Source organism: Mailhella massiliensis, assembly GCF_020741395.1.
GTDB lineage: Bacteria > Desulfobacterota > Desulfovibrionia > Desulfovibrionales > Desulfovibrionaceae > Mailhella > Mailhella massiliensis_A.
Map to the genome: position 1 here is coordinate 1 of NZ_DYZA01000057.1, position 14,209 is coordinate 14,209.

12 protein-coding genes are annotated in these 14,209 nt (G+C 63.6%); 1 reads left to right on the plus strand and 11 read right to left on the minus strand.

Going from position 1 to position 14,209, the window contains the following annotated elements:
* Positions 1-212, minus strand: a 212-nt coding sequence (locus K8W16_RS03010) for a hypothetical protein (RefSeq protein ID WP_304121029.1), incomplete at its 3' end; no start/stop codon positions are given.
* A gap of 143 nt (positions 213-355) precedes the next feature.
* Between K8W16_RS03010 and K8W16_RS03015 the strand changes: the two genes are divergently transcribed.
* Positions 356-1,267 (plus strand): hypothetical protein, encoded by a 912-nt coding sequence (locus K8W16_RS03015; RefSeq protein WP_304121031.1) that lies wholly within the window; start codon positions 356-358, stop codon positions 1,265-1,267.
* A gap of 108 nt (positions 1,268-1,375) precedes the next feature.
* On the opposite strand, the gene K8W16_RS03020 is transcribed toward K8W16_RS03015, so the two are convergent.
* The 10 genes from K8W16_RS03020 to K8W16_RS03065 form a co-directional block, all read right to left on the minus strand.
* Positions 1,376-2,527, minus strand: a complete 1,152-nt coding sequence (locus K8W16_RS03020) for a DVU_1551 family NTP transferase (RefSeq protein WP_304121033.1) — start codon at positions 2,525-2,527, stop codon at positions 1,376-1,378.
* 380 nt (positions 2,528-2,907) lie between these two features.
* The gene (locus K8W16_RS03025; protein ID WP_304121034.1) at positions 2,908-3,951 is read right to left on the minus strand and encodes an XdhC family protein; all 1,044 of its coding nucleotides are present in this window, start codon (positions 3,949-3,951) and stop codon (positions 2,908-2,910) included.
* Positions 3,920-5,023 carry a DVU_1553 family AMP-dependent CoA ligase gene (locus K8W16_RS03030; RefSeq protein WP_304121036.1) on the minus strand — a complete coding sequence of 368 codons (1,104 nt, stop codon included), beginning with the start codon at positions 5,021-5,023 and terminating at the stop codon, positions 3,920-3,922. Before K8W16_RS03030 ends, K8W16_RS03025 begins: the two co-directional genes overlap by 32 nt.
* Positions 5,020-6,399, minus strand: coding sequence for a radical SAM (seleno)protein TrsS (gene trsS / locus K8W16_RS03035; protein WP_304121038.1), 1,380 nt, complete (start codon positions 6,397-6,399; stop codon positions 5,020-5,022). Before trsS ends, K8W16_RS03030 begins: the two co-directional genes overlap by 4 nt.
* Positions 6,400-6,864, minus strand: coding sequence for a C-GCAxxG-C-C family protein (locus K8W16_RS03040; RefSeq protein WP_304121040.1), 465 nt, complete (start codon positions 6,862-6,864; stop codon positions 6,400-6,402).
* A 114-nt stretch (positions 6,865-6,978) separates the two neighbouring features.
* Positions 6,979-7,692: a DVU_1556 family methyltransferase gene (gene trsM, locus K8W16_RS03045; RefSeq protein WP_304121041.1), complete on the minus strand. Its 714-nt coding sequence runs from the start codon at positions 7,690-7,692 to the stop codon at positions 6,979-6,981.
* Between the two features lies 1 nt (position 7,693).
* The gene (locus K8W16_RS03050; protein ID WP_304121043.1) at positions 7,694-7,909 is read right to left on the minus strand and encodes a DVU_1557 family redox protein; all 216 of its coding nucleotides are present in this window, start codon (positions 7,907-7,909) and stop codon (positions 7,694-7,696) included.
* Positions 7,910-7,938: 29 nt separating this feature from the next.
* Positions 7,939-10,272: a pyridine nucleotide-disulfide oxidoreductase/dicluster-binding protein gene (locus K8W16_RS03055; protein ID WP_304121045.1), complete on the minus strand. Its 2,334-nt coding sequence runs from the start codon at positions 10,270-10,272 to the stop codon at positions 7,939-7,941.
* Positions 10,273-10,376: 104 nt separating this feature from the next.
* The gene (locus K8W16_RS03060) at positions 10,377-13,115 is read right to left on the minus strand and encodes a molybdopterin-dependent aldehyde oxidoreductase (protein ID WP_304121047.1); all 2,739 of its coding nucleotides are present in this window, start codon (positions 13,113-13,115) and stop codon (positions 10,377-10,379) included.
* An 80-nt stretch (positions 13,116-13,195) separates the two neighbouring features.
* Positions 13,196-14,209, minus strand: a 1,014-nt coding sequence (locus tag K8W16_RS03065) for a molybdopterin-binding protein (protein ID WP_304121049.1), incomplete at its 5' end; no start/stop codon positions are given.

The window sequence follows — 14,209 nt, forward strand, 5'->3', positions numbered from 1 at the left end:
CTGAGGTCGCTGGCATGGAGCGTGGGCAGGGGGAACAGGGAAAGGGAGACTTCCCCTATCTCACACTGCACGTTGAGCTTCGACTCCAGGATGCGGGAAACAGTGGATGCCAGACGCGATGGCTGAAGCCATGCGAGGTAACCGTAGACCATGGAGGTGAGAAAAATCCCCCACAGTACCAGAAGTACCGTTCCAAGACGAGGTTTCCGCATATTCCCTCTTGACGGGCCGCGGTACTTTTCGTACCGATTTTTTCAGGCCGGGCTGCGTGCATAGTAAAAAACTTGTCGACAGTGCACAAGAGGGAATCCTCCATGGCGTCGGCCTTCAACGCCGAAAGGCGACAGGAGTATCCATGACCTTTTATACCTGCGCGGCCCTTGCCGTGCTTCTTTTCATCGGACTTGCCGGGGCCGTCCTGCCCTTTGTCTGCGTATGGGATCACAGGCTCGCCGTGGCGCGCCGCCGTTCCCTGTACGACAAGAGCGCCGGGCAGACGGAACATCTCACGGCGGCCCTGCATACCGTGTTCGCCCTGGGCCTTGCCGCCGACTTTCTGGCCGACGGCTTCATCAACCGCCTTATGGACGGCCCCTGGCTCTTTCTGTGGGAGGGCCTGGTGCTTTCTTCGGCCCTGGCCACGTTCTGTTCCGTGGCGGTTCTTCTTGCCGGGAAAAAGGGCAGGCTCTGTTTCAGCGTGCTGAGCGGGCTTGTAGCCATGTTTGCGGCAACGCTCCTCACCGTGCTCGCCTGGGCCTTCTGCCTGGGTGCGTTCACGGCGGGCGCGGGCGACCCGGAAGAAGCCGTGACGGCCTTCCTCGTGCTGCTGGCCGGGCTGCGCAGCCTGGGCTTTGCCCTGTTCGCGGCCTTTGCCGTGTGCCTCGCCCTCGCCTCCGCCTACGCCCTCGCCCTGTGCTGGCATATTCTCTGCCGGGGCATGGACGATTTCGGGCGGGACTACTACACCTTCACCCTTGCCATGCGTTCTCGCCAGGCCCTCTGTTCCGGTCTTCTGCTCACCGTGTCGGCGGCTTCCCTGTTCTGGCTGCATCCTGTGGTGGACGGCGCGCAGAGCCAGGGGCTTCTGCCCTTTGCCGGAGCGTATGCCCCGCAGGCTCTTACTGCGGGCATGTTCTTCCTGCCGCTCGCCGCGCTTTTATGGTATGCCATAAGCCGCTCCGCCCTGCCCATGCAGCGCCGTTCCCTTGCTTTCCTGGCCCTGCCGATGCTTCTTGCCGGGGTCTACGCCGTGCTCGGCCGCATCTAGGAAAAGCGGCGTTTTCCCGGCATGTTCCCCGGGATACCGCGCCTTGATTTCTCATAAAAAGCGCCCCGCGTCATGCGGGGCGCTGCACTTTAAAAGGCCGGGAACCTTTCAGGCCCCGTGTCCGGCAAGGGCCTCGGCAGCCAGCAATTCCGGGCTCTGGCCGCATTCTTTTTCAAGGCGCGCTTCCATGAGCAGGGCCCTGCCCATGCGCCCGGCAATGGCGGCGCAGGCCTCGGCATCGCCCGAAAATCGCTCCATCTTGCTCCGGAAGCGTTCGCGCAGGGGCACGGGGGAGGCGCCGCGCACATATTTATCCGCAAGGAAGACGAGTTCCCGCTCGGAAAGGGGCATGTCGTCGGGCAGGGTGAGGTCGCGGTGATCCTCCACAAGGCGCGCCATGCGCTCCATGCCCAGAGAGCGGAAAAGCCTGCCTGCCGCCTGTTCGTGATGCTCCTGCCCCTTGCATACATCGTGTACGATGCCGCCCGCGAGGGCAAGCTCCGGGGAAAGGGGCGCATCATCGCGCAGGGCGCGGGCGCGGTTCAGAGCAAGGGCGAAGGCCTCGGCCACGGCCCCCACGGCAAGGCTGTGCTCCCTGCCTTTGTCCAGCACATGCCGCACGCCGAGAAGCTCCTTCGCTTCCTCCGGGGAAAGGATATCCTGCGAAGGGGCGAGGGCGCAGAGCGCGGTGTAGTCTTCCGGGCAATCCATGTCGCGCAGGATGAAGGAATCCGCCACGGGCACGGCGCGGGGGGAAGACGCTTCCACCACGTCGCGCAGGCAGCCTTCGCCGCCTGCGTCGCGTATGGCCGGAAGAAGGCCTGCGGGAAAGAGGGGCGGGTGTCCGCTCTGCCCTCGCCAGGTGGGGATGAGGGGGGCGGCGGGAAAATGCTCCGCCTCTTCAAGAAGGGTGCGCACGCTTATGCGCCGCACAAGCGGAATATCCACAGGATGCACGAAAAAGTGCGTGCAGTCCGCAGGAAGTGCGGCAGCTCCCGCGCGGATACTGGAAAACATGCCCCTCTCAGGATGAGGGTTCAGGGCAAAGGCGGCGTCGCACGCTTGCGCAACCTTTTTCGTTTCTTCCGCCCTGTTGCCGCCCACCACCACGGGATGCACGCCTTCCGCCCGGTACAGGGCGCAGAGGGCGGCAAGGGCGGAAAGGGGGCCTCCCGGCAGGGGCAGGGGAAGCAGGGGCTTGAAATGCGGCTGCATGCGGGAGGAAAAACCGGCGGAGAGAATAAGGGCGTATACGTTCATGGCAAAAAGCGGCGCAAAGCCGGTGAGAGGAAGGGCGGAGCGCCTTGTTCACGCCCGCCCTGCGGGAGGATCCTTGCCGAAGGCAGAGGCGCTTTCCTGTCCAGGGGGGATGGATGCCGAGGTTCCGGAAAAGCGGTGATATTCCCGCGCGCGTGTGCGGGGCGTGAAAACATACGTCGAAGGCGCGTCCCGGAGCGGAACATGCTGCGCTGAGGCGGGATATCCCGCTTTGTGCCAGGTCTCCGGCGGTCGGGGGCTTCCGGCCTTTTGGGAGAGCCGCGCCGCCGGGTTCAGGCAGAAGCGTTGTCCGCCGCTGCCGGACGGGCCAGAAGGCCGGAGAAGGCCCCGGTTCTTTACCGCACCCGGGGGGCGGGCAGGTCTTACTTTTTTCTCCACTCCACGGGGGCCGGAGCGTTGCGGCGCACGGCGATGCACTCGGCAAGGATGCTCACAGCGATTTCCTCCGGCGTTTCCGCGCCTATGTCGAGGCCTATGGGCGCATGGATACGGGCAAGATCCTCCTCGGTGAAGCCGCTTTCCCGGAGATTGGCGTAAATCTGCTGTTTTTTGCGCGTGCTGCCTATCATGCCGATGTAACGGGCCGGGGTTTTCAGGGCCTGAGCCACGGTGACGCCGTCGAAAAGGTGCCCGCGGGTGACGATGACGATGAAGTCGCGCGGGGTAATGCGCAGTTCGTCGAAGCAGTGGGCGTATTCCGGGGTGACGTGCGTCACGGCGTTGGGGAAGCGGCTGGTATTTGCGTATTCCGGCCTGTCGTCCAGCACATGCACGGCAAAGCCGGTCAGCCCGGCAACGGCGGCCGTGGGCTTGGAAACGTGTCCTCCGCCCACGATGATCATGCGTTCCGGCGGGCGGCAGGATTCGCAGAAATACATAGTGTCCCCGCAGGGGATGAGGGCGGCCTCGTCGAGAGGAGCGGCAAGCAGTGCTTCCCTTGCCTGTGCGGGGAGGTCTTCCCCGGCAGAGGTTCCGCCGTCGAAAAGCAGCGTCCAGGCCGTGCGGCTCGGCGGATAGGGCCGAACGATGCGGCAGCCTTCACCTTCAGCGGCATGAAGCGCCTGTGCGGCGAGAGCTGCCGGAGCGGGGGCGTCGGGAAGGAAGGGCTCGATGAGTACGCGCACCTGGCCGCCGCAGATCATCTCGGAGCGGGCGGCAAGGGTGCCGTCCATGGCGATATCGAGTACGCGGGCCTTTCTGTCCCCGCAGGCTTCGGCGCAGGCTTCAATGACGCGGGCCTCGGCCAGGCCCCCGCCCGTAGTACCGCCTAAAAGGCCGTTTTTTCCGGCAAGCAGGCGGGAACCTGCGCCGCGCGGCGCGGAACCGGCCTGAAAGACCACGGTGGCAAGGGCGGCGGGACGGCCCGCCGCAAGTTCAGAACACAGAAGACGGAGCAGTTCTTGCATAGAAACCTCCTTTACGGACAAGGCGCAGGGCGGGCGCGCCGTTTTCATACACATAGCGGCCGCGCAGGGGGGAGAGGCGGCGCAGGGGGCTGCCGCAGGGGCAGGGGCCGGGGAGCCATGCCCCTGCGTCGCCGGTACGGTAGCGGATGAGGGGCATGGCTTCGCGGTTCAGCGTGGTAAGCACGATTTCCCCAGTTTCCCCGTCGGGCACGGGCAACCCGCTGACAGGATCGAGTATTTCCAGAAAAAGGTCCAGTTCCCGCAGATGGTAGCCGTTTTTCGCCATGCACTGCACTCCGCCGCCGAAGCAGGTTTCCGTCATGCCGTAATGGTCGAGCACGAGGCAGCCGAGCTTTTCCTCCAGCCCGTCGCGCACAAAGGCGTCGAGTATATCGCCGCTGGACTGTATACCCTCTATGCAGGATGCAACATCGCAGAAAAATTCATCCTTTTTCACTTCTTCATAAAGAGCGGCAAGCTGGTGCGGAGCCGCCACGAGGCAGTGCGGCCTGTGCTGTAAAAGATCGCTTCGCAGGCTTTCGGGCGTGGCCTCGGGAGTGCCCGGCACCACGCTGACCCCGGCTGGGGAGAGGGCCTTGCGCAGAAGGTCAGTCACGCCGTCGGGGCACTGGGCGCCGGGCAGAAGCACCATGAGCGTCTGCCCGCCATGGACGAGCTGCGCCATGCCCACGGCAAAGAAAGAGGCCGTGCGGGCAAGATCTTTTTCCGAAAAGGCCAGCCTTTTGGGCGCGTCGGTGGAGCCTGAAGTCTGTAGGGTCACGATGCGCTGTACGTCCCCCTGAGGGATGCAGAGAAATTCGCGGTATTCGCGCAGGTCCTGCGGCGTGGTGAAGGGCAGGCGGAGCATGTCGTCCATGGTGTGCACGTCGAGGTCGAGGCCCTTCAAGGTGCGGCCGTACCATCGGCTCAGATCGCGGGCGCGGCGCAGAGTCTCGCGCAGGGCGACAAAGCGGGCCTTTTCCAGCCTTTCGGGGAAGGGGAGGCCGTCTGCCGGGCCGCACTGGGCCTCAAGCCAGGCGTCCATACATGAGGGGGTGAGGAGGCGTTTCATGACGGGTCGCTTTTATTCCGGTCTGTGCCCCGGTAGAGGGGGACGTTGTCGAGGGAGGTCAGGTTGTGCAGGCAGAAGGGAATGAGCCTGCCGTCATGGGACACTACATGGATGCAGCAGCCGCGCACGCGTTCTATGTCGACGCTGAGGGCATCCTGAAAAGCCATGGCGGAAAGGGTAAAGCGCCGCTCCGCGCCGGAGCTGGCGAGGAAGCGGGAAAAAGCGTCGTTCAGCGAGGTATTTTCCTCCTGGGGGGAACTCCAGTGCGCAGCCGTGAAGGCCCGGGACACGCGGGAGGTCTCGGCATTGTCGAGTACGCGGGAGCCCCGGACGAGGTCTGTGCCCCCGGAGCAGCAGGCCGCCCCCAGAGGGCCTTCCAGCGCATCCCCCGCCCTTGCATACACGGCGCTGAAGGAGCAGAGCGGATGCTCGCAGGACGGCGCATGGAAGTGGGAGGTACGCACCAGGCCGCCGCTCTGCTTTTCAAGGGCAAGCATGAGCTCGGGCAATGTGATGCGGGGGGCTTCGGCCATATCCCAGGGGAAGCGCCCGAAGGAGGATACCGGCTGGAAATGCAGGCCGCGCACATGATTGCCCTGGGCAAGGGCGAAGCGCAGAAGTTCCCCGGCCTGATGATCGTTGACTCCGCGCGCCAGCGTGCAGACGAGCACCACGCCGAGCCCCGCTTTCCGGCAGGCTTCAAGAGCCGCCGTTTTCTCCTCAAGGCAGGGACGGCCCCTGAGGGTGCGGAACACCGTATCGTCCACCCCGTCGAACTGAAGATACACAGAGTCCAGCCCGGCGGCCCTGAGCGCGGCGGCATAGCCCTTTTCCCTGCCGAGGCGCAGGCCGTTGGTATTGACCTGTACCAGGGCAAAGCCCCTTGCTTTTGCCGTGCGGATGATCTCGGGCAGATCGTCCCTTTCCGTGGGCTCCCCGCCGGAAAGCTGCACGTTGCACGGCCCGGAGGCGCGCAAGAGCGTATCGAGCTGAGTTTGAATGTGTTCAAGGGAAGGATCGCCGTCCCCGCCGCCCGCCCTGGCGTAGCACACGGGGCAGCCCAGGGAGCAGCGCATGGTCACTTCAATAAGACCGGTGCAGGTGTGCTGCGCGTGATCGGGGCAGAGTCCGCAGTCGTAGGGGCAGCCCAGGAGCAGGGGTGTGGCAGGGCTTTTGGGGTAGGCGGGAATGCGAGAACCCTGCCTCCAGCGGAGAAATTCCGGCGCGCCCTCTTCCTCCTTCCAGGCCGGAACCTGAAAAGCTCCGTGCTCCGGGCAGCGCTTGCGAAGATATACCGTATCCCCATCTTTAATATAAGAAGCGTCCACAAGGCGCAGGCATACGGGGCAGAGGCTCTGGGTCTGGGAAAGCAGCATCTACGACCTCACATTTTCCAGGTCGTAGGCGTCGTAGAGGTCGAGAATCTTCCCCCAGCATTCCGCCAGCAGATCGCCGCAAAGTTCCATGGGCGGCATGCCGCCTTCGGGCAGGCTCTGCCCCGCCTGGGCGGCGAGCCCCCGGGAGACGGCCTCGCAGCCGTAGCCGCCGCAGGAGGCGACGCGTTCCATGAACCAGGTGGCGTATTCGTTGGTCATGGCGTCCAGCATGGGGTGGGGTTCCTCCGCCTTTTCACTGGAAAGCCGGGCAAGCACCGCCGCACCCCCTGTGAGCAGGCCGCACGGCCCGCCGGACTGGCCTATGCCGTGGCAGAGGCCGCGCATGGCTCCCATGAGGCCGGGTTCTTCCGTCCCGGCAAGCTGCTCCGCCAGGGCAAAAAGCAACTGTGAGCAGCAGTAGCCCTGCCGCACATAGGGAAGAAGATCCAGCAGAACGGGATTCATGAAAGCCTCCTTGAAAACAGGGTTCAAAAACATGTCACGCCGGGCATGCCCGGTAGAGAAAAACGGCGTGCCTGTGCAGAAGACGCTCCGCCTCACAATTTTAAAAAAGAATGTTCAGCCGGGCAAGGGGGAGGATGCCTTTCTCTGCCCGGACTCAGGGTTCCCGGCGCAGGCTATCCACAGGCCGTAGCCGTAGCGCGCCCGCCCGGAAGAACAGGCGCAGGAGGAGGGGCTTCCGCGAAGGGAGGCGCAAAGCCCGGCATCGCCGTACCAGAGGAGCTTGGCCGCAAGTTCCTTGAGCCTTAGACTGTGGTTTTCAAAGAAAAGAAGGGAAAATCCCGCCCTGTCCAGCATTTCTTCCATGGCGCGAAGCGGGCGCGCCCCGGAGGAGCAGCCCGTCCCGCCGGGGAGAGGGGAGCCTTCAAGAAGAAAAAGGTCGGAAAGCAGGAGTTTCCCGCCCGGGCGCAGTACGGCGGCAAAGCTCCGGAGTGCATGTTCAGGCTCGGGAAGGAGGGAAAGCACACATTCGCAGAGCATGCCGTCGAAACTGTGGTCGGCAAAGGGCAGGTTCTGCGCGTCTCCCTGCACAAAGGGGAAGGGCTCGGAAAGGTGATATTCCCTGTCCAGCCCTGTGCCGTGCAGACCGAGGGAGGAAAGCACCCTGAGGCTTGCCCCGGCCCCGCAGCCTGCATCCAGAATACGGGAACCGGGCGGAAAGGCGCACAGCTCAAGGCCGTGCCTGGTAAGCTCCTCCCCCCCGGGACGCCACGCGCCGCCGGCAATGCGCCGGAAGAGCGCAGAGGTGTACAGGGCAGGAGTGTCGGGCATGTTACTTGTCTTCAAGCAGGGCTTCCACTTCCGCCATCTTGCCTTCGGCAAGGGACTGGGGGATGAGCGTCAGCCCGCAGGAGGGGCAGCGGGGAAGGAACACGTCGAAGGCGCTGTGCATGTAAAGGGCCTGCACCTTGATCTGCTCCAGAGGGACATTGCAGCGGGAGCATACCCAGTCGCCGCTATCCGGCGTGAAGTTCGGCTCCAGACTCATGGAGAATCACCTCGGTTGTTTGGGAAGGGCTAGGCGTGCACGCGCTCTTCCATGATGACTTTCGTTGCCGGCTGTATGGCTCCGGGCACCACCATGCGGTGGCACCAGGCCCGAACCAGGGTGAACCCGCCGTCGTCATCGGCGGTGTATTCCACCCAGAACGTCACGTTGCGCGGCCTCCATGAGCCGAGGAAGTGGCCGTTTTCCCGGTTGAGGAATTTCGCTCCGCTCCCCTCTATGCCCGCAATGGCGGCAAGAACGTCCTGCCTGAGTATATAGCGCCGCTCCATGGACTTCCGCACCTCTTCAGGAATACGGAGCAGGATTGATTCCTTATGGGGGGCGCTTTTCTGTCCGAGGAATTCCTCAAGCGCGGCGTCCTTCAGCGCGATGCGCCCGGCCCGACGCGCGGAAAGCCCGGGAGGCGTGGCCGCGCGGGCTTCTCCTTCGCCAGCCGTGGGCGGCAGGATATCGAAAAGATGCCAGCTTTCGTTTCTTTCGGCAAAGCGGTCGTGGCACATGATGCAGGAGGCGAGCACGGGACGGGAGAATTCCCCGGTTCTTTTTTCCGCCATGGCGTCGGCCACGTCGGGCTGGGCGTTCCACACGAGGCCCCCGTAGCCGCAGCAGGCGCTTTCCGCGCCGGTGCGCGCGGCTTCTTCCACCGTAATGCCCGCTTTGGCGGCAAGGGAGCGCACGGCGTTCCGCCACGCTTCATTGCGGCGCGCCCCGCACGGGTCCTGTACGTTCATGACTTTCGGCGCGGCGCTGGGGAAGGAGGAGGGCAAAAGATGGTCGAGCTTCTCCCACAGCGAGACGACGGAGGCTTCGGGCAGAGCCAGGGCCAGGGCGCTCATGCAGGAAGAGCAGGCCGTGAGTATTTCCGGCCTTCCTGCTTTTTCCCATACGGCGCGAAGCGTTTCGGCATGGGAGGCGAAAAGCCCTTCCCTCCCGGCCCAGTGCGCGGGGATACCGCAGCAGGAGCTGTAGAGGGATACGCCCCCCGGCAGGGATGCGCGAAGATAGCGGTACATGGCGAGCACCTGCTCTCCGCGCGAGGCCGCGAGCTGACAGCCCGGGAAGAACATGGCCGCGCCGTGCCTGCCTTCGGCTGCAAAGGCGGGATCTTCCAGGAAGAAGGACGCCTCGGGCCCGGAAGCCTGGGCCATGTCTTCCAGCGCGAATTCATGGGCGGAAACGGGCATGACGTCCCGCTCCACGGCATCGCGCCGGGCGGCAAGGCAGAGGTCTGCCATGGAGAAATGTTCCGGGCATATGACTTCGCACTGTCCGCACAGGGCGCAGCCGTTCATAATGACGTTGGCCGTGCGGGTTCCGCGTACCACGGAGGCGTTGTTGTAGAGCTTACGCGCATAAACGCGGGGGAATTCCTTGTATTTCTGCAGGAAGGGGCACTCCTTCACGCATTGCATGCAGGCGCAGCGTATACAACGGGAAGCTTCCTCCCGCGCCTGTCCCTCCGTATAGCCTCCCTCGGAAGGAAGCACGCGGGCGAGAGGGGCCACGCCGTCCAGCGGGGTGTGCAGTTTGTCCTTTCTCTCTTCCCCTTCGCGTGAGGCCACGAGGGAAACTCCAGTCATGACGCGCTGGAGTGTGATACCCGCCTTGCGGCCTTCTCCGGCCTGTCCTGATGCCGAAGCGAAACGCGCGCCCGTGGGGGTTGTGCTTTCCCAGCCGCCGACGCATACCTTGCCGTGCCAGAGCAGGGTGATAGGATCCGTCTCTTCACGGACGGGAGCAAAGGCGCAGAGCGATGCGTCCACAAACACGGCGGTAAAGTTCTTCTCACATTCCTTGAGCAGCTCAAGGCTGAGGGGAGCGGAAACAAAGCGCACATGGAATTTTTCAAGAGCGTTCAGCTCTTCCGCAAGCGGCGCGGCATCCAGGGCGGGGAAAGCCCTTTGCATGGCCTCTTCCCTTGGGCCTTCATGATACACGGTGACGGAAAAGCCCTTGTGGGAAATATCGAAGGCCGCCGTGAGGCCGGCAAGGCCCGCGCCGAGTACGGCGAGATTCTGGGCCTTGGGAGGACGGATGAGGGGACGCGACTGCTGCGGCGCGGCCTTCATACAGAATTTTTCCAGAGCGGAGACGGCAAGGCTTCCTCCGAGGTCGCGCCGGAGGCAGGCATTTTCGCAGGGGTGGTCGCACACGGCCGTGAGCACGGCGGGCAGGGGCAGGTGCCTCTCCACAAACTTTCTGGCGTCGCGCGTCCTGCCCGCGGCAAGACATTCGAGAAAGGAGCGCACGTCCATGTCCAGCGGGCAGGCAGTACGGCAGCGGGGCGCGGCTTCCTGGGTGCAGCGGGCCTCAATGGCATGCAGTTGGCTTTGTTCCAGCACGGCGAACCTCGAAAAAAAAGAAAAGACTGCCGGGCATATGTCCGGACAGAAAAGGGCGGGGCCGGAGAAGACAGGCTTCTCCGGCCCCGGAAGTTCAGGTTATGTTACTTGGCGGCCTTTTCCTTCAGGCCTGCCAGCACCTTTTCAGGATAGGCGGGCAGGTGCGTGATGCGGACGCCGCAGGCGTTGTAGATGGCGTTGATAATGGCAGGGTGCGGGCCGCAGAGCGGGATTTCGCCCGTGCCGGAAGCGCCGAACGGACCGTCGGGACGCTTGCTTTCCACATAGATGATTTCCATGCTGTCGGGAATGTCCTTGGGATAGGGGATACCCGCGCCGAGCATGGTGCTGTGCTTCTTGATATCTTCGTAGTCTTCGGACAGGGCAAGGCCGATACCCTGAGCTATACCGCCCCAGATCTGGCCGTCGGTGATGAGCTTGTTCACCACGGTACCGATATCGGCCACCATGGTCATCTTTTCAACCTTGGTCTTGCCGGTGGCGACGTCCACGGCCACTTCGGCCATGAACAGGCCGTACATGTAGCAGGCGAAGGGATCGCCCTGGCAGTTTTCACCGCAGCCCTGTACGGGAGCGGTCCACTTGCCGTCCTGATGCACGTCGCGGCCTTCGGCCTTCATTTCCTCGTAGGTGTAGAAGCCGCCTTCGGGCTTGCGCATGGCTTCAATGAGCTGTTCGCAGGCCACGCGTATGGCGTTGCCGGTCATAACCTGAGAGCGCGAACCGCCGGCGGGGCCGGAGTTCGGGGTCTTGCTGGTGTCGTTCAGCACGAGGTGAATGTCGTCCACATGGATGCCCAGCGGACGCAGGGCTTCATGGGCGGTGCACTGAGCGCCGGAGTCCGCACCCTGGCCGTGGTCTTCCCAGGAGCAGCCGATGGTCACGGTGCCGTCGGGGTTGAGTTCCGCCCAGGCTTCGGAGGAGTCGGGGCCGTCAAGGCCTGCGCCGTACACGGCAAGGGCGAGGCCCACGCCGCGCTTTACTTCGTCCGTGGATTCTTCCTTCACGCGCTTCTTGGCGGCTTCATAGAGCGGACGGAGCTTGTCGAACATTTCGGGCAGGCTCATCACTTCGGGCTTCTGACCGGTGGGCGTGGTGTCGCCTTCACGGTAGCAGTTGATGTAGCGCAGATCGAAGGGATCCATGCCCAGCTTTTCCGCCAGTTCGTCCATGAGCACTTCGGAGGGGAATTCCGATTCGGGACCGCCGTAGCCGCGGAAAGCCGCGCCCCAGGCGTGGTTGGTGGCCACGGTGCGGCCGTTGCCGCGGATGTTCGGAATACCGTAGCCCGCGCCGATGAACTGGGCGCCGCGCAGGGTGAGCAGGTCGCCGAATTCGGAGTAGGGGCCGTGGTCGCAGGTCCAGTCGGTTTCCATGGCCTTCAGCTTGCCGGTCTTCTTGTCGGCAGCCATGCGCACGGTGGTCCAGAAGGGCGAACGCTTGCCGGTGTACTGCTGCTGCTGTTCATAGTTGTAGCGCAGGTGGCAGGGGCGTCCGGTGGCCATGACGGCCACGCCGATGAGCGCTTCCATGGTGGGGCTGAACTTGTAGCCGAAGGTGCCGCCGGTGGTGTTCTGCACCATCACGAGATCCTTGGGGAATTCAAGGCCGAGACCGGGGGCGATCATGAGGGCGTGCAGGTGCAGCCCGATGGACTTGGAGTGTATGACTACCTGGCCCTTGTCGTTGATGTAGCCGTAGCCGACGTCGGGTTCGATGTTGAGGTGAGGCTGACGCTGGGTGTAGAAGCTGTCTTCCACAACGACGTTTTCAGGGTCGGCGAAGTAGGGTGCAGTGTCTTCGCCCTTTTCGATGTGGGGTTCATAGTAGATGTTGGGGGTGCCGGGATGAATTTCAATGGCGTCCGGAGCCATGGCGGAGGGAGCGTCCATGTATTCGGGCAGAAGTTCAAGGTCGAATTTCACCTTTTCGGCAGCCGCACGGGCATGACATTCGGTGTCGGCGCAGACAATGGCCAGCGCGTCGCCGTACTGGAAGATCTTGGTGTCGTTGAGGATGGGGCGATCCCAGCCGTCGCCCTTGTTGTCCGGGAAGGTGATGAGGCCGGTGATGCGGTTCTTGCCTTTCACGTCCTTATGGGTGAGCACACGGAACACGCCGGGCATCTTTTCGGCTTCGGAAGTGTCGATGCCCTTGATGTTGGCATGGGAAACCTTGGCCTGGGCAAGAGCCAGGTGCAGGGTATCGGAGGGCATGTGCACGGCGGCGTCGGCACCGAATTCGGCGGCGCCCGTCACCTTGGCCACGGCGCTGGGACGCGGCTTCGTGGAACCCAAGTGATGGCCTTCGGCGGGTTCCTTGTAGCGGATTTCCTCAATGTCCTTTTCACCGCGCATGACGGCAGCCGCGTCCATGACGGCGTTGATGATCGGGATGTAGCCCGTGCAGCGGCAGACGTTGCGGTTCTTCTGGAACCAGTCGCGCACTTCGTCTCTGGTGGGGGAGGGGTTTTCCTGCAGGAGCGCGTAGGCGGCGATGATGAAGCCGGGAGTGCAGAAGCCGCACTGAGCCGCGCCGTGGAAAATCCAGGCTTCCTGCAGAGGATGCAGATGGTCGGCCGTACCGATGCCTTCCAGCGTGATGATGGCGGCGTCGTCGGGCACGCGCTTCATCTTCAGCACGCAGGTGCGGGTCAGCTTGCCGTTGAGGATGACGCTGCAGGCGCCGCAGTGACCCTTTTCACAGCCCAGCTTCACGCTGGTAAGCTGCAGCTGGTCGCGCAGGACGTTGGCAAGCGAATCATCCGCATTGACAAGCACCTGACGGCGGACGCCATTGACAAGGAGGGATTTGACGAACATGGGCAGCTCCTTTTAATGAGGAATCCAGAGATGGGGCGGACGCCTTGGCGCGCGCCCGAATTCGGGCCGATAAGGGAAGATCAGTTTTTGCCGAAGGCGCAGTTCGGATAGCGACATTCGCCGCAGCCTGCGCAGAAACCTCCGTGGCCGAGGGCCACAATGTCTTCCCTGGTGACGGGGACACCGGCCAGGATACGCGGCACCACAAGGTCGAAAATGCTCGCCCTGTAGTACATGACGCAGCCGGGAAGCCCCAGTACCGGAATTTGGTTGATATGGGCCAGAAGGAACATGGCCCCGGGGAAGGTGGGCGCTCCGTAGGTCGCTACTTCACCCCCGGCGGCCCGGATGGCGGCGGGAGTGCGGTCGTCCGGATCCACGGACATGCCGCCCGTGCAGACCACCATTTCCGCGCCCTGGGCAATGAAGCCCCGGATTGCGTCCACCGTCATTTCGATGGAGTCGTCGGAAAAGGCCTGCCCCAGGATGCTGCTCCCCAGAGCTTCGAATTTCTTTTTCAGCACCGGGCCGAAGGCGTCCTTGATGCGCCCGCTGTACACCTCGTTGCCCGTGGTGACGATGCCCACCTTGAGCGGGCGGAAGGGCAGAACTTCCAGCACCGGGGCTTTGACCATGCCTTCCAGACGGGTGATTTTTTCCTCGTCGATGATGAGGGGGATGACGCGCGTGCCGCCTACGGTCTGCCCCTTCTGGACTTCCTGCATGGTGTGCAGCGTGGCGAGGACTATTTCCTCACAGGAATTGACGGCGCAAAGGCCCGGCACGTCCACGCGAAGAAGACCGTGCACGGTGGAAAGAAAGTTGATGCGCCCTTCCTTGATATCGGAAAAGGCGAGGTTCTGCCCCGCTACGGCGTTGCCGATGCGCACGGCGGCCTCGTTTTCATGAAGCTGGCCGGGATGCGGGGTGTAGACGTAGAGATTTTCCTTCCCTACGCTGAGAAGGACAGGGATATCTTCCTCCCTGACGATGTGCCCCTTGCGGAACACAGGACCCTTCCTCCCGCCCGGTTCGATGCGGGTTATGTCGTGACAGAGCACCGTGCCTACGGCCTGGCCGACAGGAATGGTCTG

Excerpts from the sequence above, each read along its gene's own strand:
- trsS (WP_304121038.1), bottom strand. The coding sequence starts at position 6,399 with ATGCTGCTTTCCCAGACCCAGAGCCTCTGCCCCGTATGCCTGCGCCTT.
- K8W16_RS03030 (WP_304121036.1), bottom strand. The coding sequence starts at position 5,023 with ATGAAACGCCTCCTCACCCCCTCATGTATGGACGCCTGGCTTGAGGCC.
- trsM (WP_304121041.1), bottom strand. The coding sequence starts at position 7,692 with ATGCCCGACACTCCTGCCCTGTACACCTCTGCGCTCTTCCGGCGCATT.
- K8W16_RS03020 (WP_304121033.1), bottom strand. The coding sequence starts at position 2,527 with ATGAACGTATACGCCCTTATTCTCTCCGCCGGTTTTTCCTCCCGCATG.
- K8W16_RS03015 (WP_304121031.1), top strand. The coding sequence starts at position 356 with ATGACCTTTTATACCTGCGCGGCCCTTGCCGTGCTTCTTTTCATCGGA.
- K8W16_RS03040 (WP_304121040.1), bottom strand. The coding sequence starts at position 6,864 with ATGAATCCCGTTCTGCTGGATCTTCTTCCCTATGTGCGGCAGGGCTAC.
- K8W16_RS03060 (WP_304121047.1), bottom strand. The coding sequence starts at position 13,115 with ATGTTCGTCAAATCCCTCCTTGTCAATGGCGTCCGCCGTCAGGTGCTT.
- K8W16_RS03025 (WP_304121034.1), bottom strand. The coding sequence starts at position 3,951 with ATGCAAGAACTGCTCCGTCTTCTGTGTTCTGAACTTGCGGCGGGCCGT.
- K8W16_RS03050 (WP_304121043.1), bottom strand. The coding sequence starts at position 7,909 with ATGAGTCTGGAGCCGAACTTCACGCCGGATAGCGGCGACTGGGTATGC.